We start from the raw sequence: 21960 nt of genomic DNA, 5'->3' as shown, positions 1-21960 counted from the left end.
GCCCATGAACCGCCGTGCATGCCGCCCATGAAGCTCCAGTTGTCGCTGCCGAGGAGGTCAGCGGGGTTCGGATGGCCGACGGACCTCGGTGCGCGGCCGGTCGACGAGTTCGACAACCACACCGTCGGGGTCCGCCAGGAACAGGACGGTGAAGCCGCCGGTCGGAACGTCGGGCATCGAGATGAACGACGGCTGCTGCAGGCCGGGGTGGTCGGCCGCGGCCAGGGCCGCGTGCGCGTCGCGGACGTCGTCGACCGCGAGTGCCATCCGGTAGAGGCCCTGCGTATTGGCGGCGCGTTGCGGTGTCACCGCGGCCGACGGCGCCTGTTCGAGTTCCAGCGAGAACGTCGGGTCTTCGGGCAGGATCAGCGATATCCAGTCCTCGCCGCGGGCGCGCTCGGCGAAGCCGATCCGCGAGTACCACCGCAGGCTCGCGGACAGAGCCGAACAGGTGAGCCGCTCATGGGAAATGATCGCGGTCTGCGGGTCCGACGGCGCCCCCTCGATCTCGACGATTTCTACGACAACCCCGTCGGGATCCTGCACTCGCACCGCGGGCCGGTGGGTTCCGCGGACCAGGCTGCCGCCGGTGACCTCCACCGGATGATGACCGGCATCGACGAGCCGTTGGCGAGTCCGGGGCAGCGACGGCACGCGGTACCCGATGGCCGACAGGCCCGGAGCACCCGGACTCAGGGGCAGCGCGGCGGTCGCGGGCGCCTGCCACTCGACGAGTTCGAGCGCGGCGGCCGCGCGCGGGCCGCGCTGATCATAGAGAAATACCGTCTCGCTGTCGATACTCGAAGGCATCCCCATGCACGTGGCGTCGACGCCCTTGCCGGTCGAACGCATCCGGGGTGCGACCTCGAACAGTGTCGTGTAGTAGGCCTCGGCGCGCGCGTGATCGACAGTGTTGAGGTTGCAATGCATCACGGCGTGAGCGTGCTCAGGAGATGGTTTCACAGCAGAGTTCTCCCTGTCAGAGATCGGGCCGCAGCGGACGTCAGAGTCGCGTAATCGTCAAACGTAGCTATATATGACAGTTTCGTCAAACTATCTGTCTTCCGAGTCTTGTGATCGTTGGGACATCGGCTCGGATCTGGCTGTGACATCGAAATTACCTGCAAAATGAGCATTTCCGCGATCAGGTAAGCTGTTTTTGACAAAATAGTCAAGTGTCGTGCTACTGTGGGGCCACATGCTACCGGCGCCCGCGTTCTCACCGGCCGGTCGAGGGCGCGGGCGATGATCGCCATCGCGTGGGCCCTCGGTGGGGCCGCCGGATCCAGGAGGGGTCGATGCAGAACCCGTTCGTACCCAAGCTATCGATCGAGGGCGGATTCGGATGACCGGGGCGACCAGGATGGAGATCTCCCACCCCGATGCGCGTGCGGACTGGGCGCAAGATCCGTCGGCCTACCGGCAGGCATTGCGCCACTTCCTCGACGCGGAGCCCGCGCTGGAGCGCTGGCGTGGCGCCGACTATCCGACCACCGAAGACCGGATGACCGACAATGCCGCGCTCATGAACGTGCTCAGCGACGGCGGCTGGAATCGTTACGGCTGGCCCGCAGCGGTCGGCGGCTACGGCGGAGACGAGCGGCATCGCGCGGTGCTGTACGACGAGCTGAGCGCCGCGGGACTGGTCGTGCCCGAGCAGTACAAGCTACTGGAGACGCTGGGCCCGGCCGTGCTGCGGTTCGCCCCGGCCCTCGCGGCACAGTTCATGCCGTCCTATCTGGCCGGCGGCGAGTGGTGGGGACAGGGCTTTTCCGAGCCGGAGGCGGGTAGCGACCTGGCCGTGCTGCGGTGCCGCGCCCGACGGGAAGGCGAGAATTACGTCCTGTCCGGCCAGAAGATCTGGACCAGCCACGGCAGCACCGCGCGGCGGCTGGTCTGCCTGGTCCGTACCGGCACGCTGGAGAGCAGGCATCGCGGACTCAGCATGATCATGGTCGATGCCGAAACCCCGGGCGTATCCATCCGGCCCATCGCACTGGCCAGCGGGCACAACGAGCTCGCCGAGGTGTTCTTCGACGATGCCGTGGTCCCCGCCTCACGTCTGCTCGGCGAGGAGGGTCAGGGCTGGGCGGTCGCGATGTATCTGCTGCAGTTCGAGCGGGCCATGTACGCCTGGCTCAGCGCCACCGTGGCCTCGCGTCGGCTGCGCGAACTGCGTGCGATGCTGACCGGGCGGCGGCTTGCGGACGGCGTGGTCCGCCGATTCGGCGAATGCTATTGCGACATAGTCACTTTGAAGGCGCGCAGCGCCGATACGGTGCGTCGGCTCGCCGCCGGACAGACGGTCGGGCCCGAGGCGAGTATCGACAAGATCCTGCTGGCAACGGTGGAGACCGGACTGCACGACCTCGCCCGGGACGTGCTGCCGGACGAATTCCTCTTCCAGGACGACCCGGTCGCACAGCAGTGGCGGGCCGAGTGGTGGTACAGCCGGGCCTCGACGATCATGGGCGGCTCCGCGGAGGTTCAGCGCGGGATCATCGCCGATCGTGTCCTCGGTCTGCCCAAGGAGCGTGGCGCATGAGCGGAGCATCGATCACGACTACGCGCTCAGTGACGGATACGGCCGAGGAAAGAAATATGGGCTTGGATGCCGAGACACGGACTGTCATCGCCGAGTCGCTGCGCGAGATGTTCGCGGCGCGGACCGGGCGGGCGAGTCTGGCACCGTTACTCGCCGAGCTCGGCTGGGCGGATGTCCTCGCCGAAGATCCCCGCGCGGCGGTCGGGTTGCTGTTCACCGAGCACGGGCGCGCCCTGGCCAGTTCCCGTGCGCTCGATGACGTCGTGCTTGCCGAACTCCCCGAGGTGACTGCCGCCGACCTCCGTCGCGCGGTGGTCTATCCGTCCGGAACCATCGACCTGCCGCCGGCGGGCGGTCCGATCGACGGAGTCGTGCTGGGATCACTCGACGACGTCGACGAGGTCGTGGTCCCCGCGGCGGGAGCGCAGGGGACACCGGCACTGTTCGTGGTTCCGGTGGCCGACGTCCGCGGCTCGACTGCCCCGCTGGGGGGTTTCGACCCGGACACAGGCTGGACGGCGATCGCCGGGCTCGCGCTCGGGGATCCGGTGGCCATACCGGCCGGCCAGGGGTGGGAGCGGGCCGTTGCCGCCGGTCGTCGTGCCCTGTCGGCCGAAATACTCGGGATCTGTGATGCGGTCATGGCCCTGGTCACCGCGCATACCACGGCCCGCGTCCAATTCAACCGCCCGATCGGCTCATTCCAGGCGGTGCGGCACCGGCTCGCCGAGGCCGCCGTCGCGATCGCCGGCGCGCATTCGGTCCTGGATGCCGCGTGGGATGGCGCGTCATCGCCCGACGGCGGCGGGTGGGCGGCGAAGATCGCCAAGGTGCGGGTGGGCCGTGCCCAGGCCGAACTCATGCGCAACGCCGTTCAGGTGTTCGGTGCCCTGGGGCTGACGCAGGAGGGTGATCTGCACAGGTATGTGACCAGGGCGGCCGCGCTCGACGCACTCCTGGGTGGCCATCGGTTGCTCACCGAGGTTGTCGGGCGTGCGGTGCTCGACGGCGTCGAGGACGACTCCGCATTCGGTTTCTGAGGTATTCGGCTTCCGAGTGGGATGTATGGGCGGCTGCCCGCACATCCCCTCGGTCCGCGGTTCCGCCGACGGGTCTATGGGCGCAATGACTCGCCGAGTATCTGCGGATTGTGGAATTCGGTCCAGGACCGGATCTTGTCGTCGTCGAACTCGAATACCGCGATATAAGTGTTCTGATACGGCTTGCCGGTTTTCCGGACCGTGAAATCACCGCGGTATCGAGCGACGAGACTGCGGGAATCAGCGGACCGAATCACGCTGTCGAGATGAAGCGGGTGCGTCGCGAACAATCTCGGAATACTGGCGAACAGCTGCCGCAGCCCTTTCCTACCGTCGATCTCGGACCAGAAACCGGTGCTCGGATCTTGAAATGGCAGCCGCATTTCCACGTCTTCGGAGAACAGTTCCATCGCTTCATCGAACCCTCCGGAACTGAACAACGCGAGAAGTGTCGCAATCGTCGCGGTGTGCCCGTCTTCGGTTGTCGCGTCGGTCATATCGATGAACCCTCCGGTAATAATGCTCGCAACTGTCAGCAAGCTGGAGCCTACGTAGTTTTTGACATTTTAGTCAAGCGTCTGAAACCGATCATGAAGTGTGATTATGATGTATTAACGCTCTGAAATCGAGGGAACCTGACAACTGTGAAGCTCCTCGGTGGACGGCGATCCAGCGCTCGTCGGCGCGCCTGCGGGCGGGTGTTCGCCGGGTCGTCCGGTGGGGGCTGCCGTGTCGCGCCCTCGCGGCAGGCGGGGCGTGGACCACTTGTTGCCGGGCCGGGGAGGTGACATAGTAATAAGTGCAATTAGAGTACTAATTGAACTAAAGGATCTACGTACATCCGCCCCGGCAACCCACCGTGGAACATCTGTTCAAGGAGATGCACATGACTTCCGCTCCAAAGCTCGCCGACCGCGTCGCGATCGTGACCGGCGCCGGTCAGGGCCTCGGCCGGGCGATCGCGCTCCGGTACGCCGCCGAAGGAGCACAGGTCGCCGTGGTCGACATCAATGCGGCCACGGCCGAGAAGGTGGCCGGCGAGATCAGCGAGGCGGGCGGCAAAGCCATCGCCGTCGCCTGCGACGTGTCCGACCGCAGCGCGGTCGATCAGGCCGCGGAGCTGGTCACCGCCAAGCTCGGCCCGGCCAACGTACTGGTCAGCAACGCAGGTGTCACCCGCACCGCCCTGATCACGAAGATGACCGACGACGAATGGTCGGGGGTGCTCGACATCCACCTCAACGGCGCCTTCTACTGGTTGCAGGCCGTGGTGCCCGCGATGAAGGAGGCACGCAAGGGCTACATCATCTTCACCACCTCCGCGGCCGGCATCAACGGGACGATCGGTCAGATCAACTACGGGTCCGCCAAGGCTGCGCTCCTGGGTATGACCCGCTCGGCCGCCCGCGAACTGGCCCGGTACAACATCATCGTCAACGCCGTGGCGCCCGCGGCCGCCACCGAGATGACCGAGACCGTGCGCACGGACCCGCGCTTCAAGGACGCCTACCTCGAAAAGATCCCGCTGCAGCGATGGGCGCAGCCGGAGGAGATCGCCGGCGCGTACGCCTTCCTGGCGTCGGAGGACGCGAACTACATCACCGGACAGGTGCTTCCGGTCGATGGTGGACTGGTCATGGTGCGTTGATGGCGGCGACTGTGCAGCGGCTCGAAGCCGCCGAGTTGACGCCCGGCGAACAGCGATTGCGGGAGGAGGTACGCGATTTCCTCGCCGAGCGGCTGCCCGCCGGCAGCTACAACATCGGGCTCGGATTCGCGGCGGATATTGACGCGGAATTCTCCCGCGACCTTGGCAAGCGCGGCTGGCTGGGAATGGCGCTGCCCAAGGAGTACGGCGGCGGCGGTCGCACGGCGGTGGAGCGCCTGATCGTCGTGGAGGAACTGCTTGCGGTCGGGGCTCCGGTGGGCTGGCACTGGGTTGCCGACCGGCAATCCGGGCCGAATATCGCGGCCAACGGTACGCCCGAACAGAAGGAATACTTTCTTCCGCGGATTGTCAGTGGAGAATTGTCGTTCGCCATAGGCATGAGCGAACCCGAATCGGGTTCGGATCTCGCGTCGGTGCGCACCAGGGCGGTCCGGGCCGACGACGGCTGGCTGATCAACGGAACCAAGATATGGACCTCCGGTGCGATGGAGGCGACACATATCCTCGGGCTGTTCCGTACATCCGACGAACGGTACGGCGGGCTCACGCAATTCATCGTGGATCGCCAGGCCGAGGGGCTGCGGGTATCGCAGATCCCGTTCATCGACGGGACCCGGCATTTCTGTGAAGTGTCATTCCAGGACGTATTCGTCCCCGACTCGATGCGACTGGGAGAAATCGGCGCGGGCTGGGGCCAGAACAAGGCGGAACTCGTTCTGGAACGCGGGGGAGTGGACCGGTGGATGTCGCTGATGCCGGTCCTCGAGCATTGGGCGGCGCAGCTGCGCGGCACGGATCAGGAGTGGGCGCAGAGCGAATTGGGCTCGATTACAGCGCGGGCCTGGGCATTTCACGGTTTGTCGCTGTCGATTGCCAGAGCCGTGGACGAAGGTCGTTCGCCCACGGTCGAGGCGGCGCTGGCCAAGGAAATGGCGACCCGGTTCGAACAGGAATCCATCGAGATCGTTGCCCGCCATTTCGGCAGGACACCCGAACTGTCATCGCCGGACCCCTACGAGTCGCTGCTCGCCAGGGCGATTCTCACCGGGCCCTCGTGGACCATTCGCGGCGGCACGACCGAAATCCTGCGCAACATCATCTCGAAGGGGTTGATCCGGCTATGAGCGATATCGTCCGACGCGATCCGGATCTGGTCCGGCTCGTCGCGGAATTCTTCTCGCAGACATTCACCCCGGATGTGGTGACCGCGGTGGAGAACGAGGGCTTTTCGCCCGACCTGTGGTCCTCGGTGGAACAACTCGGCCTCCCACTCATCGGGATCGAGGAAGACCTCGGCGGCTCCGGCGGCTCGCTGCTGGATCTGCTGGCCGTGGTTCACGGTGCCGGCGAGCACGCGGTGCCCCTCCCGCTGGCGGAGACCAGCCTGGCGGCCTGGCTGCTCACCTCCGCCGGCGCTCGGGTGGAGCCCGGCCCGATGACGGTGATCGCGGATTCGAGCCGGCTGCGTCTGGCCGGTGACCGCCTGTCCGGCAACGCCGCGGGCGTCGCCTGGGCTCGTGGTGCGGCTCGCGTGGTCGCGATCGTCGAAGACGAGGCCGGATCAGCGCGGGTCGTCTTGGTGAATGCGGCCGATCTCGACGTCGAACCGGGTGCCGACCTGGCCGGTATGCCCAAGGACGGGGTGTCGGCCGCGGATGTCGCAGTGCAGAGCTGGGACAGCGCGACCACCGCCGACGACCTGCTACTGCGCGGCGCGCTGCTCCGCTCGGCACAGATGGCGGGTGCGATGACCGCGGCCTTCGAACTCACCAAGCGATATGTCGAGCAGCGGGTGCAGTTCGGCCGGCCGATCGGTGCATTCCAATCCGTCCAGGCCCATATCGTGGAATTGGCGCAAACATCGGCGTTGACCACGCTCTCGGTCGATCGAGCCGGGGTCGCCGCATTGCGTGGGCGGGCGTCGTTCGAGATCGTCGCCGCCAAATCCCTGGCCGACCGGAACGCGGGCCTCGCCGTGCGGGCCGCTCATCAGGCCCACGGCGCGATCGGGATGACCAGGGAGTACGCCTTGCAACTCCTCTCACGCCGGTTGCAGGGCTGGCGTGGGGAATACGGCGACGAGTCGACGCTGAACCTCCGCCTCGGCGCGGCGATGGCTCGGGAGCGCGGTATCGCCGCGGCGGTTACATCGGTCGGTTCGGCGATTGCCGTATGACGTGCCCTCGGTCCGCGCGACCAACATGACGTTTATATCAATTAATGACGGATTCGAGTCCGATGGTCCTGTGGACCGACTCGGGAGTGGTAGCTATTTTTCCACGTAATGCGGCAGTTTTGTCCGAGCTGCCATTCGCCGCCAGCAAACTTGACACTTTCGTTGACAGTAACTCTTCGGGAGTCGTATGATTTCCCCGGCCCGCCTGCTTTCGAGCGGGGATCACGCGCTCTTCGGTGCCATCGACCGGGAGTCCCGACACCGGCCCGCCTCTGCGGCGTCATACGCCTCCCGTGGTTGGCGACACTTCCAGGAAGGAATATCGCGCATGACCCAATCAGTGCCCTTGGCCGAAGGGTTGTTCACTTGGCCCGCGGAGAACCCCGCCCTGATCGGCGGGAAGGCATCCGACGGCAGCATCGTGTTCCCCTATCGTGAGCACCGCCTCGTCGGCGGCCGCAGGGAGAAGCTCGAGCCGGTGGAGCTGCCCCGGCGGGGGACGTTGTGGACGTTCACCACACAGCGGTTCTGCCCGCCGATTCCGCCCTATGCGGGCGACGCCGAAACCTTCGAACCGTTCGCGGTCGGATATGTCGAACTCCCCGGCGCGCTGCGGGTGGAGGCGCGGTTGACCGAGCCCGATCCGGAAAAGCTGCGGATCGGTCAGCAGATGGAGTTGCGGATCGTGCCCTTCGGCAAGAACAAGGAAGGCGTGCAGACGATGATGTTCGCCTTCGCTCCGGTCGACGAGAAAGGGGACAGCCGTGGCGAGCAGTGAGGTTGCGATCATCGGGGTGGGTCTGCACCCGTTCGGGCGGCATCAGGGCAAGTCCGCCCTGGAGATGGGTGAGGACGCCATCATCGATGCCCTCGCCGACGCCGGCGTGGCCTGGCCGGATATTCAGGCCCTCTACGCGGGCAGTATGGAGGTGAAGAATCCGGAGAACGTCGTCTCCCTACTCGGCCCCACAGGCATACCCACGCGCGCGGTATTCACCGGATGTGCCACCGGCGGAACCTCACTTGCCATGGCGGCCAACGCGATCCGGGTCGGCGATCACGACCTGACGCTGGCGGTGGGACTGGACAAGCATCCGCGCGGCGCGTTCTCCGACCACCCGTCGGTGGTCGGGCTCCCGGACTGGTATGGCGAGATCGGCCTGTTCCTGACCACCCACTTCTTCGGTATGAAGATCAACCGCTACATGCACGACCACGGGATCTCGCACGAGACGCTCGCCCGGGTGTCGGCGAAGGCGTTCCGCAATGGTGCGGCCAACCCGGCCGCATGGCGGCGCAAGCCCGTTACCGAAGCGGAGGTGCTGGCCTCGCAGGTGCTCAATTATCCGCTGCGCCAGTACATGTACTGCAATCCTGACGAAGGGGCGGCGGCCGCTGTCCTGTGCCGCGCGGACCAGGCGCACAAATACACCGATACGCCCATCTACCTGCGGGCCTCCCAGCTGTTCTCGCGCCGGGAGGGCTCGATCGAGGTGCTGACGCCGTCGCTGAATATCGAGACCGCGCCGAGCCCGACCGTCTTCGCGTCCCGGGCCGCCTATGAAGAGGCCGGCATCGGTCCCGAGGATGTCGACGTCATCCAGTTGCAGGACACCGATGCGGGCTCGGAGGTCATCCACATGGCCGAGAACGGCTTCTGCGCCGACGGCGACCAGGAGAAGCTGCTTGCCGAGGGGGAGACCGAGATCACCGGGCGACTGCCGATCAATACCGACGGCGGACTGCTCGCCAATGGCGAACCGGTCGGCGCCTCCGGCCTACGGCAGGTGTACGAGTTGGTCAACCAGCTGCGCGGGCGGGCGACCGGCCGGCAGGTGGAGGGGGCCCGGGTCGGCTACGCGCAGCTCTACGGTTCCCCGGGAACGGCCGCGGTCACGATTCTGTCGCGCTGACACGAAGGACCTGAAGGCGGTGGTGGGCAAGCCCGCCACCGCCTTCGTTCGTCCCGGCTTCGCGGATCGCGTATTACGGTCGGACCAGCCGTCAAATGATATGATTAATTAATCTATTTAAGCCCGGGCCTGTTCGCAGGATCGGGCTCGCGGACACAGGGAGCGCCATGCGGTCGGAGCTGACCTTGGGTGACATCATCGGTGACAATGCGGTGCGGTACCCGGACGTTCCGGCCTATATCGCCGAGGGTGAAATCCTGACCCATTCCCACCTGCTTCGTCGTGCCACGGAATTGGCCGCCGCGCTGGCCGAGCGCGGCTTGCGCCGCCAGGATCGCGTTGCGGTGTTGAGCCGCAACAGCATTCGTTTCGGGGAGGTGCTCGCGGCGGGTCAGCTCAGCGGCATCGTGGTCGCGACGGTGAACTATCGGCTGTCGGTGCCGGAGATGGGCTCGATCCTGCGCGACGCCGCACCGCGGGTGCTGTTCTTCGAATCCGAATATCGAACCGCCGTCGAGGAGATCCGTTCGGAGCTGACCGGCGTCGACCTCTACGTGTGCCTGGACGCCGCGGCCCCCGGCGCCGTGGAATATCGGGAGCTGCTGGCCTCGGGCGCCGATCGCGAGCTGCCGTTCAGTTCGGTGGCGGCCGATACCGCCTGCCTGATCTACACGACGGGAACCACCGGACGTCCCAAAGGATGCATTCTGGGTCAGCGAGAGCTGCGGCGGATGGGAGCTGTGGTCAACGGCGAGATGCGCAGCGGCAGTACCGATCGTGCGCTGCTGGTGATGCCGATGCTGCATATCGGCGCGATCGCGATCGCGCTGGGTGTGCACGCGCGCGGCGGCACCGCGGTACTGCACCGGCAGTTCGAGCCGGAGGCGATGCTGGTAACCGCGGCCGAGGACGAGATCACCATCCTGCACCTGGCTCCGACCATGTTGCAGACGCTGGTCGACGCGGCCGGCCCGGACAGTCCGGCACTGGCGGGCATCCGCACGGTGGTCTACTCGGCGGCGCCGGTCACCAGCAGCATCCTGCGCGCGGCGATGACGGCGATGTCGAATGCTGGTTTTCTCAATCTGTACGGGCAGACCGAGGTGATCACCTCGGGGTTGCCGCGCGAGTTGCATCGCACCGCGACCGAGGACGACCGACACCGACTGACCTCGGTCGGCCATCCCTTCCCCGAGACCGAGGTACGGATCATCGACGGCGACGGCCGGGAGTGCCCGCCGGGAAAACCGGGAGAGATCGTGGTTCGTTCGGCCGTGATGTTCCGCGGCTACTGGAACAACGACCGCGCCACCGCCGAAACGATTCGCGATGGCTGGTGTCATACCGGTGATGTCGGGATGTTCGATGCCGAGGGCCTGCTGTATCTGATCGACCGGAAGAAGGACGTGATCATCTCCGGCGGCGAGAACGTCTACTCGGTGCAGGTCGAAGAGGTTGTCACGAGCCATCCGGCGGTCGCGGAGGGTGCGGTGATCGGCATCCCGGACCAGCGCTGGGGTGAATCGGTCTGCGCGGTCGTGGTTCTGGTCGAAGGAGCCGCCGTCGATGCGGACGAACTGCGCGAATATGTCGCGGCGCGGATCGCCCGATACAAAGCGCCGCGGCGCACGATCGTGGTGGACGAGCTGCCCAAACTGCCGACCGGAAAGCTGGACAAGAAGGTGCTGCGGGCTCGTTACGCGGGTGCTGAAACCGCATTTCCGCTGTAGCGCAAAGCATTCGGTGACGGCCGGGTCGAACCCCCAGCGCTCGACCGGGCCGTCGGCGGGTCAGCTGAGCAGCTCGAGGATGGTGGCGTTGGCTTGACCGCCGCCCTCGCACATCGTCTGCAGGCTTGCACCCGCGGTGCTGCCGGAAACCGGGCATTGAGTTAATAGTGAGATCTTTTTACTATATGGTGAGACTGTGACGCCCGCCACGGGGCTGGTGAAAGGATTCCTCTGATGCTGGTCGATCCCAATGCTTCTCTCGTGAGTAACACTGATCAGATTGCGGCGGAAGGAATGTGGGACCTGATCCGCGAGCGGGCGGAGCGCTCGGCCGAGCTGCCGATGCTGTTCGACGAATACGGCACGACACTCACCTTCGGGGAGTTCCGCGCACAGGCCGAGCGGGTCGCGGCCGCGCTGCAGGCCGAGGGCATCGGTCCGGGTTCGCGAGTGGCCTGGCAGCTGCCGACGCGGATCAGCACGTTGCTCGTGCTGGCCGCGCTGGCCCGCCTCGGGGCGGTGCAGGCGCCGATCATCCCGATCTATCGGGAACGTGAAACCGGTGCGGCGGTGGTCGCCGCCGAGGCCGACACGATGTTGATACCGGGAACGTGGCGCGGCATCGACTACCAGGCGATGGCGCACGGATTGCCGGGGACCCGGCGGCTGCTGACCATCGGGCTCACCGCGCCCGAGTCACCGGATGTGGCGGGGCTCCCGCCCGATCCCGGCGTCACCGATGACATCCGGTGGATCTACTTCACCTCGGGATCGTCCGGGCTGCCCAAGGGGGCGTGTCACGGCGACAGCTCTCTGTTGGCCGCTGCGCGCGGATTCACCGAGCTGGGCAAGCTCGCGCAACAGCCCGATGAAGTCGGCGGGATCCCGTTTCCGGTCGCTCACGTCGGCGGTGTGTTGTACCTGATGGATATGCTGCTGGCCGGGTTCCCTGCGGTCGTGGTCGAGGCGTTCGATCCGGCCACCACCATGGAGTTGTTCCGCCGGCACCGGGTGACGTTCACCGGTGGCAGCACGGTGTTCTATACCGCTCTGCTCAACGCGCAGCGCACACTACCCCCGGGGGAGCGGCTGCTGCCGAGCCTGCGTCTGCTCAAGGGCGGTGGTGCACCGTGCCCGCCGAGTGTTTTCCACGCTGTCCGTGCGGAACTGAACGCGACCGTTGCGCATGATTACGGCTCGACCGAGGTGCCGATGATCTGTGTCGCTTCCCCCGACGATACCGACGAACAACTCGCACAGACCGAGGGCCGCCCGATTCCGGGCTTGCAACTGCGCATCGTCGGCGAGGACGGGGAACTGCCGCCGGGGCGGGACGGGGAAATTCAGCTGAGGGGCGCATCGGTATTTCGCGGCTACACCGATCCTGCACTCAATGTCTCGGCGTTTACCGAGGACGGCTGGTTCCGCACCGGAGATCTGGGGCACCTGCGCGAGGACGGGCATGTGGAGGTGACCGGACGGCTCAAGGACATGATCATTCGCAAGGGGGAAAACATCGGACCCGTTGAGATCGAGGCGCTGCTGGCCGAGCATCCCGCCGTGGCCGATGTGGCGGTCACCGGCCTGCCCGACGAGGAGCGCGGTGAAATGGTGTGCGCGGTGATCACTGTCCGGCCGGGCGCGCCGACGCCCACCCTGGAGGAGGTCGTCGCGCACCTGCGGCAGGCGGGCCTGATGGCGCAGAAACTGCCCGAGCGCCTCGAGATCGTGACCGAGCTGCCCAAGACCGGACTGGGAAAGGCGGACAAGCAGTCGCTGCGCCGAACGTTCTCCGGAGCCTGATTCGGGCGCGCCCGCCGCGAGCCCCCCGGGCACGCCCGGGGGGGTCATTCCGGCGTGACCCGGATCAGCCCTTCTTGAACGACGGTAGCCGCCAATTCGCCGGTACGGCGGAAGATCGAACCGCGGCAGACCGCGCGCGCCGACCCGGCCCAGATGCCTTCCTGTTCGTACCACAGCCAGTCGTCGGCGGGGCATGTCGAATGGAACCAGACGCTGTGGTTTATGGTGGCGAACTGCATGCCCGGGTCCTGCAGCGTCTTGCGATGGGGGCCGAGAGATGTCGAGAGCAGCAGCGCATCGGACAGATAACCCAGGACAGCGGCATGCACCGAGCTGTCCTTCGGGAGCGGGCGGACCGGACGGACCCAGAATTTCTGGTGCGGATCCACGGCAACGCCGCGCGCGGTGGACATCCGGATGGGGGTGTCAGGGAAGCGGAATTCCAGCATCGTGGTCCGCTCCAGAGCCGACAGCCATGAGCTGCTGCGAGATTTGCCCACCGCGCGTGCGGTCGGCTCGATATCTTCCGGGCGGGGCCCGGAGAATGTCGTAAGTTGATGTGCCAGACCGTGTTCGGGCTGTTGGAACGACGCGGTGCCGGTGAAGATGATCCGGTCGTGCTGGGTGGCGGTGATCAACCGGGTGCTCACCGACGCACCGTCGTGCAGCGGATCGACGCGATAGGTGACGGGCGAGTCGCTGTACCCGGGGCGTAGAAATGTGGTTTGCAGGGCGTGAATCGGGCGGTGGCCGGTGACTGTCGCACGGGCGGCGAGTACGGCCTGTCCGGTCGTGATGCCGCCGAATATGCGAGGTGCCGAGGTGGTCCTGGCGGGGCCGAGGAATTCCGATCCGCCGATCCGATGGATGCTCAGAACGTCGGCCAGGGATACCGGATCGGCCGTCTGTGTCGCCATACTCATCGCCGGAACCTCTTCTCTCGGTGGCAAGTTCGCGCGTGTGCTTGCGCAGGTCACACCTTCAGCATAACTATCTAACTATATGGTGATGGGATTTGGGGGCGTTATCGATCCGAGTGGATCTCCCCGGCCACCGGGAGCGGCCGTGGATCCGGCTTGCTCGCGGGGTGGTCCGATGTGGAGGACGATGGCATATGTCCGAGATGGAAGAATGGCAGCTCGATACTGTCCTCGTAGGGAGGAGATGCGATGTCGGCGCCGGCCAGGATGGGTCGTCCGGTGAATGCGGACGGGGAGCGGACACGCCTCCGTATCATGACCGCGGCGATGGATCACATCGCGGAGGTCGGCTATGCCAAGGCGACCATGAAGTCGATCGCCGAGCAGGCGGGGCTGACCAGTGCGGCGATCTATCACTACTTCCCGTCCAAGGTGGACCTGGTCACCGCGACGCTGAACGCGCGCATCGATGAGGTGATGGGCCGCCTGGCGCGGGCGGTCGAGTTTCCCGGGACGCTGCGCGAGCATTTCGTCGCGCTGCTGGACGAGGCGATCGCCTGCGTGCGTGACTATCCGTCGGTGGCCAGGTTCGATGCCACCGTCTACCTGGAGTCCGCGCGCTATCCGGATCTGGGGGCCGCGGTCGCGCGCCGGGAGCGTGCGGAGAACGAGCTGTACTCACAGCTGGTCGCCGAGGCGGTGCGTGCCCACGAGGTGGCGCCCGGTATCGATCCGCGGGCCGTTGTGGACATGCTGACGTCGCTGACCTGGGGGTTGGCTCATCTCTCGGCGACCACGACCGCCGAACGACACCGGGCGGCGGTGGGCGCGACGGAAGCACTGCTGGCCGGAATCCTTCTGATCGAACGCAATGATTAAACGAATTTAAGGTATTTTTACCGGAACCGTTGACGTGACCGACGCCACATCCATAAAGTAACTCATCAATTAGTTATTTACGTCGCAGCCCTGTCACAAGGAGGTGGCTGGCCATGACCATCCACACCGAACACCGGATCGAGCAGCCGAGTACCATCGGAGTCCCGTTTGCGGTCACCGATCCATCCAAAGTTCCTGCGGGAAGGTACTTCTCGCCGGAGTTCGCGCAACTCGAGAAGGAGAAGCTCTGGCCGCACGTCTGGCAGATGGCGTGTCGGCTGGACGAGATCCCGCGCCCGGGGGACTTCACCGAGTACAAGATCAACGACCAGTCGATCATGGTGGTGCGCCAGGCCGACAATACGGTCAAGGCATATTTCAACGCGTGCCGCCACCGCGCCACCGCCCTGGCCACCGACACCGGAACCTTCCACGGCGGCCAGATCGTCTGTCCCTACCACGGCTGGCGCTGGAACCTCGACGGCTCCAACTCCTACGTCTTCGCCGAACGCGGTTTCGCACCCCACTGCGTCGAGCGAGACTCGTTGCGGCTGAGCGAATGTCAGGTCGGCGAGCTGTTCGGGATGGTGTGGATCAATATGGATCCCGACGCCCCGCCGCTGTCGGAGGCGTTCGGGGAGATCGCCGAGGTGATGGCCCCGATCGGCTTCGACCGGATGCAGGTGCGGTGGTGGCGGCATCTGATTCTGCCGGGGAACTGGAAGGTTGCCCAGGAGGCGTTCCTGGAGGCATACCACGTGATGCAAGCGCACCCGTCGCTGGCCATGGGCGCTGCCGACGACGATTTCAACCTCGACGCCTTCGGTGGCACGTTCGAGTGCTTCAAGGGCGGCCACGCCCATATGCTGCCGCTGACCGGGGAGGTTCCGGTCGAGGGGATGACCGTCGCCGATTACTTCATCCAGTTCAACAACGCGCTGTACTTCGGCACCGACGCCTACGCGACCGAGCGGGAGATGTTCATCCAGCAGGGTCTGCTGGAACGCGACATCGAGCCCGAGCAGTTCCCGCTGGCCTTCTTCGGCGCGCTCTACGAATACGCGCAGGGCGCGGGTATTCCGCTGCCGCCGCCACCGGCCAACACCAGCGGCTACGGCCACATTTTCCCGAACATCACCGTGCTGCCCGCCTATGGGAACTCGATCATGTACCGGGTGCGCCCCAACGGTGACGATCCCGAATCGTGCGTCTTCGAGGTGTGGGCGCTGCAGATTCCCGCGGCCGGTGAGGAGAGCCAGGATCGCCCTGAACTCGAGGGACCGATCCCGATCGAGGACTGGCCCCAGATCTTCAAAGAGGATTTCGCCAACATCATCGCTCAGCAAAAAGGGCTCAAGACCCAGGGCCTCGACGATCTGGTGCTGTCCGAACAGTACGAGGCCATGATCGTCAACAGTCACCAGACCATCGACCAGTATCTGGCCCGGTGATCCGAGGTGGCAGTCGTGCGGGTGGACCCCGCCGGGTTCGATCTGGCCGTCCGTGACGGTGAGACCGTTTTCGAGGCGGCGCTGCGCGCCCAGGCCCGCTGGCCGACGATCTGCTTCGGGCAGGCGCGCTGCACCGCGTGTGCGGTGCGTGTGCTCGACGGCTACGAGAACCTCGGCCCGATCCTGGATGAAGAGCGAAATGTGGTGCGGCAGATCACCAATCGCCGCAGGGGCTGGCCGATGCGCGATACCCGGCTCGCGTGCCGGCTGACGGTGACCGGTGACATCACGGTGGAGAAGCGGGCGGCTCGGCCGCCCGCTGTGTCCGACGGACAGGAGCAGGTGCGTGACTGAGCAGGAACCGACAATGAGGTCGGAACGGGTCTACGACGTCGTGGTCGTGGGCTTCGGTGGCGCCGGGGCCTGCGCGGCGATCGCGGCCGCCGAAGCCGGCGCTTCGGTCCTGGTGCTGGACCGGTTCTACGGGGGTGGATCGACCACACATTCCGGCGGTGTGGTCTACGCCGGTGGCGGCACACCGGTGCAGCAGGAGGCGGGGGTCACCGATTCCGCCGACGCCATGTTCACGTATCTGAGCCGCGAGGTCGGTGATGCGGTCAGCGCGGCGACCTTGCGCCGGTTCGTGGACGGCAGCCCCGCGATGATCGAGTGGCTCACCGAACAGGGCCTGCCGTTCGAGGGCAGCCTGTGTCCGTACAAGACGTCCTACCCGACCAATCGCCATTTCCTGTACTACTCGGGCAACGAACAGGTGTCCAGCTACGCGGAGAACGCCGCGCCCGCCCCGCGCGGGCACCGGGTTCGCGCGAAGAACTTCAGCGGGGCCGCGTTCTACGCCACGTTGCGTGATGCCGCGCTGGGCAAGGGCGTCGAGTTCCGGCCACTGGCCGAGGTGCGCGAATTGATCGTGTCCGACGGTGCGGTGGTGGGTGTCGAATTCGACGCCCCGGACCCCGGCGCCTTCGGGCGCGGGCACAAGGTGCGCACCGAAATCGCCGCCAAGCTGGAGGTGTGGCATCCGCCGCTGGGCGACCGCCTGATGGCGAAAGTCGTTTCGGCTCAACGCAAGCGCAGCACCCGGCATCGGGTCCTGGCCCGCGGCGGGGTGGTGCTGTCCACCGGTGGCTTCGGGCAGAACAAGGAATTGGTACGGCGCTACGCGCCGGCCTGGACCGAGGTGTCGCCGCTGGCCGCCGGTGGGGATGACGGCGCGGCTCTGCGGCTGGGTGCGCAGGTGGACGCCGCCACCAGCCACCTGCACAAGATGTCGGGCTGGAAGTTCATCTCGCCCCCGTCGGGATTTCTCGATGGAGTAGCGGTCGGTCTGTCGGGCGATCGATTCGCCAACGAACAGCTCTACGGCGCGACCATGTCCGAGCCGCTGATCGAGCAGCAGGGCGGGCGCGGATTCCTGATTCTGGATGCGGCCGGGTGGCGCAAGGCCCGGCGGCAGGCGCGTTCGCAGTGCGCGTTCTTCCAGGTCCCGCAGAGCCTGTACATCTTCAGCCCGTTCGGTCATCGCCGGGCCGGCACCGTGGCGGCGCTGGCGTCGGCATGCGGTATCGATCCGGCGGGTCTCGAGGCGACCATCGCGCAGTACAACCAGGCCATCACCGCCGGGCAGCCCGACCCGCTCGGTAAGGCGGATCAGTATCGCCGGGTGCTGGACCGCGGGCCGTACTTCGCGGTGAATCTGGCCCCGCAGGTCAGCCCCGCCTACCCGTTCCCGTTCATCACCCTCGGCGGGCTGGCGGTGGACGAGGACACCGGGGCGGTGCGCCGGGGAACCGGCGATATCATCCCCGGCCTCTATGCCGCCGGCCGCGCGGCGGTCGGAATCTGCAGCAACAGTTACGTTTCCGGGCTGTCGCTGGCCGATGCCGTCTTCTCCGGCCGCCGTGCGGGTGAGAATGCGGCCGGATCCGGCCGCGACGTCGAAATCCTCGAATCGAAGAATCAGGAGACCAGGTGAGTTCATCGACCCCCGCGCCCAGTCCCGAGGCGCAACTGGACATCTTCGCGACGGCAACGCGAATCGCGTTGTCGGACGACAAATATCGCTCATACATGCTGAGCGGCAAGATCGGCGGCATGTACTACTCGCCGCGCGGACAGGAGTTCGTGGCGGCCTCGGTCGCGGCGCATCTGCGGCGCGAGGACTACGTAGTGACCACCTATCGCGGACTGCACGACCAGGTCGCCAAGGGAGTGCCACTGCGCGATCTGTGGGCCGAATACCTGGGCAAGGCCGCCGGAAGCTGTGGCGGCAAGGGCGGGCCGATGCATGTGACCGCGCCCGAGTACGGCCTGATGGTCACCACCGGTGTCGTCGGCGCCGGCCTGCCGATCGCGAACGGGCTGGGCCTCTCCGCGCAGATGCGGGGCACCGATCAGGTGACCGTGGTGAACTTCGGTGACGGCGCGTCCAATATCGGCGCCTTCCACGAGGCGCTCAACCTGGCGTCGGTGTGGCGGCTTCCGGTCGTATTCGTCTGTCAGAACAACAAATACGCCGAATACACGCCACTGCGCGAGGGCACCTCGGTGGAGAGCATCGCCACCCGGGCGGCCGGGTACTCGATGCCCGGGGTCACCGTGGACGGCAACGATCCCATCGCCATGTACCAGGTCGCCGGCGACGCGATCGGCCGGGCCCGGCGCGGTGAGGGGCCGACGTTGCTGGAGGCCATGACCTTTCGCTTCCACGGCCACGTCATGGGCGATCAACAGGGGTACATGCCCAAGGAGGAACTCGCGGCCGCGATGGCGAACGATCCGCTGCCGCGTTTCCGGGCGCAACTGATCGAGTCGGGCACGGCCACGCTCGCGCAGATCGAGGCCGTCGAAGCGGCGGCGGCTGCCGAGGTCGCCGATGCCGCCGAGTTCGCGTTCGATGCTCCACTGCCGGATCCGGCTGAACTCACCACCGATGTGTATGCGGAAGGAGCGGCGGCATGACCATCGCGGAACAGCCTGTGCAGACCCGGACCCTGGGCTTCGTCCAGGCGATCAACGACGCGCTCGATGTGGCGCTGGAGATCGATGAGCGGGTATTCGCTCTCGGCGAGGACATCCAGGAACCCGGTGGCGGCGGCTTCGGTGTGTTCAAGGGCCTGGGCAACAAGTATGGGACACAACGGATTCGGCACACCCCGATCTCCGAGCAGGCGATCATGGGTGCCGCGATCGGGGCGGCCATCTCCGGACTGCGGCCGGTCCCGGAGATCATGCTGATGAACTTCACCCACGTCTGCATGGACCAGTTGGTCAACCACGCCGCCAAGTTGCGTTACATGTCCGGTGGCCGCACCCCGGTGCCGATCACCGTGCGCACCGCCACTGGGGCCGGCGGTGGATTCGGCGCGCAACATTCGGACATGCTCGAGGCCCAGCTGGTGCATGCCGCCGGGCTCAAGGTCGTGGTGCCGAGTAATCCGGCCGATGCGAAAGGTCTGTTGCTGTCGTCGATTTTCGACGACGACCCGGTGGTCTTCGTGGAGATGTTCGGGCTCTACTTCGCCTCGCGCGGTGAGGTGCCGGTGGGGGACTATCGAGTTCCCTTGGGTAAGGCCAACATTGCGCGCGCCGGATCGGACGTCACCATTCTGACCTACGGTCGCCAGGTGGTGGATTGTCTGGCCGTCGCCGAGCAGCTGGCCGGCGAGGGGATCGACATCGAGGTGGTTGATCTGCGGACGTTGCAGCCGTTGGACATCGAGACCGTACTCGCCTCTGTGGCCAAGACCAAGCGCGCGGTCGTCGTGCACGAAGCGGTGCGGCGCAATGGATTCGGTGCGGAACTCGCCGCGACCATTCACGCGGAGTTGTTCGGTGAGCTGGCCGGTCCGGTGGCACGCGTGACAGCGCCGAACACGCCGGTGCCGTATGCCAAATCGCTGGAAGAGGCATACATTCCGGGCCCGCCGCAGATCGAGGCGGCAGTACGCGGGCTGCTGTGAAACCGGATCACCCGATTCATCGTGAGAGGAGACGCCTTCCGTGGCGCATGAACTGTTGATACCCCAGCTCGGTGTGACGATGACCGAGGGAACGATCACCGAGTGGCTGGTCGAGGACGGCGAGGCCGTCCAGGAGGGAGACGTCCTGTACACCCTCGCCACCGACAAGACCGAGACCGATATCGAGTCGCCCGCCGCGGGAACGCTGGTCATCGTCGGCGAGATCGAGGTGGAGTACCCGGTCGGAACGGTCGTCGGCCGGATCGAATAGGCATCTCGCCCCCGCGGTCCCGGTGATCCCGGTGCCGCCAGGCGTCACGGCCCGCGCGGCACGGTGATCCCACTGCCGCGCGGGCCCGGCGCCGCCGCAGGTTGCTCCTGGCAAAAGATTGAAATATGTGGTGCAAAAAGTAGTTCGGACAGAATCGTTGGTTCGGAAGGAAACAGCCGTGGCCCGAGGAATCCTGTACGTCGAGACGCGGCCCAGTGCCCCGCAGCGCACGGCGGAATACCACGCCTGGTACGACAAAACTCATCTGCGCGAGGTGGTGGCGATGGACGGGTTCGTCTCGGCCCGCCGGCTCGGGCCTATCGCCGATGACGGTCCCTTCGTCGCACTGTACGAGATCGAGGCGGATGATCTGCAGGCGGTGGCGGACCGGCTGTTCGAGGCCGCGGTGGGCGGTGCTCTGCACATGTCCGATGCCTTGTGCACCGACCCGGCGCCTGTGGTGCGTCTGTTGCGCACGATCACAGTGCACGAATCCGGTCCCGAGCGGCCTACCCCGGCCGATTCGGGCAGTGCCCCGTACTGATCCGGTGCGGATTCGGTCGCACACCCACAGCCGCCGGGTGTGCGACCGGATGGGTTGGCGCCCAACCTCTTTCCGTGCCGATACACCCAGAGCGTACGGATGACACCGTGGCGACTGTACTATCGCTCCGCAGCCGCAGCCCGACGCAACGGCGTGGCCACCTCGGCGGCGAACAGTTCGAGTGTCCGCGCGGGGGCGTGGTCGTGGAAGCGCAGGATGAACAGCTCCACGCCCCTGGCCCGTTCGCCGGTGAAGTATGCCAGGAGTTTCTTCGATGTGCCGACAACCGCTGGGCCCCAAGCCGACTCGGGCATTCGCCGCAGGAGTTTCGCACGCACCTCCTCGGGGTCGTCGCCCGGGTGGACCAGGCCGACCGGGTATTGTGCGGAAATTCTGGCGTCACCGCGCAGCGGCGCCAGCTCGTCCATGCGCTCGCGGGCACCGGCGACGCAATTCCACCAGTCGGCATGTTCGGCAACCAGCGGCATCGTCAGCGTCGGCCCGCCGCCACCGATGTGGATCGGGATCCGGTCCTGTTTCGCGACGGGCAGCCCCCAGGCGTTCCGGAGTTGAAAGTGCTTGCCCACGTAGTCGAAACGTTCGCCGGTGAACATCAATTCGAGGATCTCGAGCGTCTCGGCCAGTCGTTGGGCGCGCTCTCGCCGCGACCCGGCCCCGATGCCGAACCGGTCGAACTCCTCCTCGACCGAACCCCAGCCGAGGCCCAGATCCAGGCGGCCGCGGCTGATCTGGTCCAGGGTCGCGGCCATCTTCGCCAGGAGCGCGGGGTGCCGCAACGGCGCGCAGCCGACGAGATGGCCGAGGCGGATCGACGAGGTGGCGGTGGCGACCGCTGTCAGCAGTATCCAGCTCTCCGGCACGTCCACCGGCGGAGCACCGGGCCCGTAGAGATGGTCCATGACCCAGAAGGAATCGAAACCCGTGCGTTCGGCTGCGCGGGCGGTGGCGATCACGGCGTCGGGGGTGGTGTTGAGCTGCGGGACGAAGACGCCGAATTGCGGGGTTCGCGGGTGCATCG

21 protein-coding genes are annotated in these 21960 nt (G+C 66.3%); 17 read left to right on the top strand and 4 right to left on the bottom strand.

The window, feature by feature from the left end; translation table 11 throughout:
- Positions 1-57 precede the first annotated feature (57 nt).
- A complete protein-coding gene (locus ON40_RS40680; RefSeq protein ID WP_051194364.1) occupies positions 58-930 on the bottom strand; it encodes a VOC family protein in 873 nt (290 codons plus the stop codon).
- 415 nt (positions 931-1345) lie between these two features.
- Between ON40_RS40680 and ON40_RS40675 the strand changes: the two genes are divergently transcribed.
- Both ON40_RS40675 and ON40_RS40670 read left to right on the top strand, forming a co-directional pair.
- Entirely contained in the window at positions 1346-2545 is a 1200-nt protein-coding gene (locus ON40_RS40675; protein WP_245568210.1) for an acyl-CoA dehydrogenase family protein, read from the top strand.
- Between the two features lie 56 nt (positions 2546-2601).
- On the top strand, positions 2602-3585 hold the full coding sequence (locus ON40_RS40670; protein ID WP_040830977.1) for an acyl-CoA dehydrogenase family protein: 984 nt from the start codon (positions 2602-2604) through the stop codon (positions 3583-3585).
- Between the two features lie 74 nt (positions 3586-3659).
- Here ON40_RS40670 and ON40_RS40665 read toward each other — a convergent pair whose 3' ends face one another.
- The gene (locus ON40_RS40665) at positions 3660-4124 is read right to left on the bottom strand and encodes a nuclear transport factor 2 family protein (protein ID WP_157186754.1); all 465 of its coding nucleotides are present in this window, start codon (positions 4122-4124) and stop codon (positions 3660-3662) included.
- Between the two features lie 347 nt (positions 4125-4471).
- On the opposite strand from ON40_RS40665, the gene ON40_RS40660 reads away from it, so the two are divergent.
- From ON40_RS40660 to ON40_RS40630, 7 genes are all read left to right on the top strand, one after another.
- A complete protein-coding gene (locus tag ON40_RS40660; RefSeq protein ID WP_040830976.1) occupies positions 4472-5233 on the top strand; it encodes an SDR family NAD(P)-dependent oxidoreductase in 762 nt (253 codons plus the stop codon).
- Positions 5233-6378: an acyl-CoA dehydrogenase family protein gene (locus ON40_RS40655; RefSeq protein WP_040830905.1), complete on the top strand. Its 1146-nt coding sequence runs from the start codon at positions 5233-5235 to the stop codon at positions 6376-6378. The genes ON40_RS40660 and ON40_RS40655 overlap by 1 nt, the downstream gene beginning before the upstream one ends.
- Positions 6375-7430 carry an acyl-CoA dehydrogenase family protein gene (locus ON40_RS40650; protein ID WP_051194363.1) on the top strand — a complete coding sequence of 352 codons (1056 nt, stop codon included), beginning with the start codon at positions 6375-6377 and terminating at the stop codon, positions 7428-7430. The genes ON40_RS40655 and ON40_RS40650 overlap by 4 nt, the downstream gene beginning before the upstream one ends.
- A gap of 328 nt (positions 7431-7758) precedes the next feature.
- On the top strand, positions 7759-8208 hold the full coding sequence (locus ON40_RS40645) for a Zn-ribbon domain-containing OB-fold protein (RefSeq protein ID WP_040830903.1): 450 nt from the start codon (positions 7759-7761) through the stop codon (positions 8206-8208).
- Positions 8195-9343, top strand: coding sequence for a thiolase family protein (locus tag ON40_RS40640; protein ID WP_040830901.1), 1149 nt, complete (start codon positions 8195-8197; stop codon positions 9341-9343). The genes ON40_RS40645 and ON40_RS40640 overlap by 14 nt, the downstream gene beginning before the upstream one ends.
- Positions 9344-9510: 167 nt before the next feature.
- Positions 9511-11073 (top strand): AMP-binding protein, encoded by a 1563-nt coding sequence (locus ON40_RS40635; protein WP_040830899.1) that lies wholly within the window; start codon positions 9511-9513, stop codon positions 11071-11073.
- 261 nt (positions 11074-11334) lie between these two features.
- Positions 11335-12876: a class I adenylate-forming enzyme family protein gene (locus tag ON40_RS40630; protein WP_245568209.1), complete on the top strand. Its 1542-nt coding sequence runs from the start codon at positions 11335-11337 to the stop codon at positions 12874-12876.
- 44 nt (positions 12877-12920) lie between these two features.
- Here ON40_RS40630 and ON40_RS40625 read toward each other — a convergent pair whose 3' ends face one another.
- Positions 12921-13799: an acyl-CoA thioesterase gene (locus tag ON40_RS40625; protein ID WP_051194361.1), complete on the bottom strand. Its 879-nt coding sequence runs from the start codon at positions 13797-13799 to the stop codon at positions 12921-12923.
- A gap of 312 nt (positions 13800-14111) precedes the next feature.
- Between ON40_RS40625 and ON40_RS40620 the strand changes: the two genes are divergently transcribed.
- The 8 genes from ON40_RS40620 (at position 14112) to ON40_RS40585 (ending at position 20921) form a co-directional block, all read left to right on the top strand.
- Complete coding sequence (locus ON40_RS40620; protein ID WP_218008959.1) at positions 14112-14675, top strand: TetR/AcrR family transcriptional regulator; 564 nt, start codon at positions 14112-14114, stop codon at positions 14673-14675.
- Between the two features lie 113 nt (positions 14676-14788).
- Complete coding sequence (locus tag ON40_RS40615) at positions 14789-16126, top strand: aromatic ring-hydroxylating oxygenase subunit alpha (RefSeq protein WP_040830895.1); 1338 nt, start codon at positions 14789-14791, stop codon at positions 16124-16126.
- A 15-nt stretch (positions 16127-16141) separates the two neighbouring features.
- Positions 16142-16480: a 2Fe-2S iron-sulfur cluster-binding protein gene (locus ON40_RS40610; RefSeq protein ID WP_063713204.1), complete on the top strand. Its 339-nt coding sequence runs from the start codon at positions 16142-16144 to the stop codon at positions 16478-16480.
- The gene (locus tag ON40_RS40605; protein WP_281033111.1) at positions 16473-18119 is read left to right on the top strand and encodes an FAD-binding protein; all 1647 of its coding nucleotides are present in this window, start codon (positions 16473-16475) and stop codon (positions 18117-18119) included. Before ON40_RS40610 ends, ON40_RS40605 begins: the two co-directional genes overlap by 8 nt.
- Positions 18116-19105: a thiamine pyrophosphate-dependent dehydrogenase E1 component subunit alpha gene (locus ON40_RS40600; protein ID WP_051194359.1), complete on the top strand. Its 990-nt coding sequence runs from the start codon at positions 18116-18118 to the stop codon at positions 19103-19105. The genes ON40_RS40605 and ON40_RS40600 overlap by 4 nt, the downstream gene beginning before the upstream one ends.
- A 2-nt stretch (positions 19106-19107) precedes the next feature.
- Positions 19108-20106 (top strand): alpha-ketoacid dehydrogenase subunit beta, encoded by a 999-nt coding sequence (locus ON40_RS40595; protein ID WP_040830970.1) that lies wholly within the window; start codon positions 19108-19110, stop codon positions 20104-20106.
- Between the two features lie 40 nt (positions 20107-20146).
- Positions 20147-20377, top strand: coding sequence for a biotin/lipoyl-containing protein (locus ON40_RS40590; RefSeq protein ID WP_040830890.1), 231 nt, complete (start codon positions 20147-20149; stop codon positions 20375-20377).
- Positions 20378-20555: 178 nt separating this feature from the next.
- Entirely contained in the window at positions 20556-20921 is a 366-nt protein-coding gene (locus ON40_RS40585) for a hypothetical protein (RefSeq protein ID WP_051194357.1), read from the top strand.
- A 119-nt stretch (positions 20922-21040) separates the two neighbouring features.
- Here the strand turns inward: ON40_RS40585 and ON40_RS40580 are convergent, their stop codons facing one another.
- Positions 21041-21958, bottom strand: a complete 918-nt coding sequence (locus ON40_RS40580; RefSeq protein WP_040830888.1) for an LLM class flavin-dependent oxidoreductase — start codon at positions 21956-21958, stop codon at positions 21041-21043.
- Positions 21959-21960: the final 2 nt, after the last annotated feature.

Source organism: Nocardia jiangxiensis NBRC 101359, assembly GCF_000308615.1.
Lineage (GTDB): Bacteria > Actinomycetota > Actinomycetes > Mycobacteriales > Mycobacteriaceae > Nocardia > Nocardia jiangxiensis.
This window is presented reverse-complemented; position numbering and strand designations above follow the sequence as displayed.

Excerpts from the sequence above, each read along its gene's own strand:
- ON40_RS40680 (WP_051194364.1), bottom strand. The coding sequence starts at position 930 with ATGCATTGCAACCTCAACACTGTCGATCACGCGCGCGCCGAGGCCTAC.
- ON40_RS40675 (WP_245568210.1), top strand. The coding sequence starts at position 1,346 with ATGACCGGGGCGACCAGGATGGAGATCTCCCACCCCGATGCGCGTGCG.
- ON40_RS40670 (WP_040830977.1), top strand. The coding sequence starts at position 2,602 with ATGGGCTTGGATGCCGAGACACGGACTGTCATCGCCGAGTCGCTGCGC.
- ON40_RS40660 (WP_040830976.1), top strand. The coding sequence starts at position 4,472 with ATGACTTCCGCTCCAAAGCTCGCCGACCGCGTCGCGATCGTGACCGGC.
- ON40_RS40655 (WP_040830905.1), top strand. The coding sequence starts at position 5,233 with ATGGCGGCGACTGTGCAGCGGCTCGAAGCCGCCGAGTTGACGCCCGGC.
- ON40_RS40650 (WP_051194363.1), top strand. The coding sequence starts at position 6,375 with ATGAGCGATATCGTCCGACGCGATCCGGATCTGGTCCGGCTCGTCGCG.
- ON40_RS40645 (WP_040830903.1), top strand. The coding sequence starts at position 7,759 with ATGACCCAATCAGTGCCCTTGGCCGAAGGGTTGTTCACTTGGCCCGCG.
- ON40_RS40635 (WP_040830899.1), top strand. The coding sequence starts at position 9,511 with ATGCGGTCGGAGCTGACCTTGGGTGACATCATCGGTGACAATGCGGTG.
- ON40_RS40625 (WP_051194361.1), bottom strand. The coding sequence starts at position 13,799 with ATGAGTATGGCGACACAGACGGCCGATCCGGTATCCCTGGCCGACGTT.
- ON40_RS40620 (WP_218008959.1), top strand. The coding sequence starts at position 14,112 with ATGACCGCGGCGATGGATCACATCGCGGAGGTCGGCTATGCCAAGGCG.
- ON40_RS40615 (WP_040830895.1), top strand. The coding sequence starts at position 14,789 with ATGACCATCCACACCGAACACCGGATCGAGCAGCCGAGTACCATCGGA.
- ON40_RS40580 (WP_040830888.1), bottom strand. The coding sequence starts at position 21,958 with ATGCACCCGCGAACCCCGCAATTCGGCGTCTTCGTCCCGCAGCTCAAC.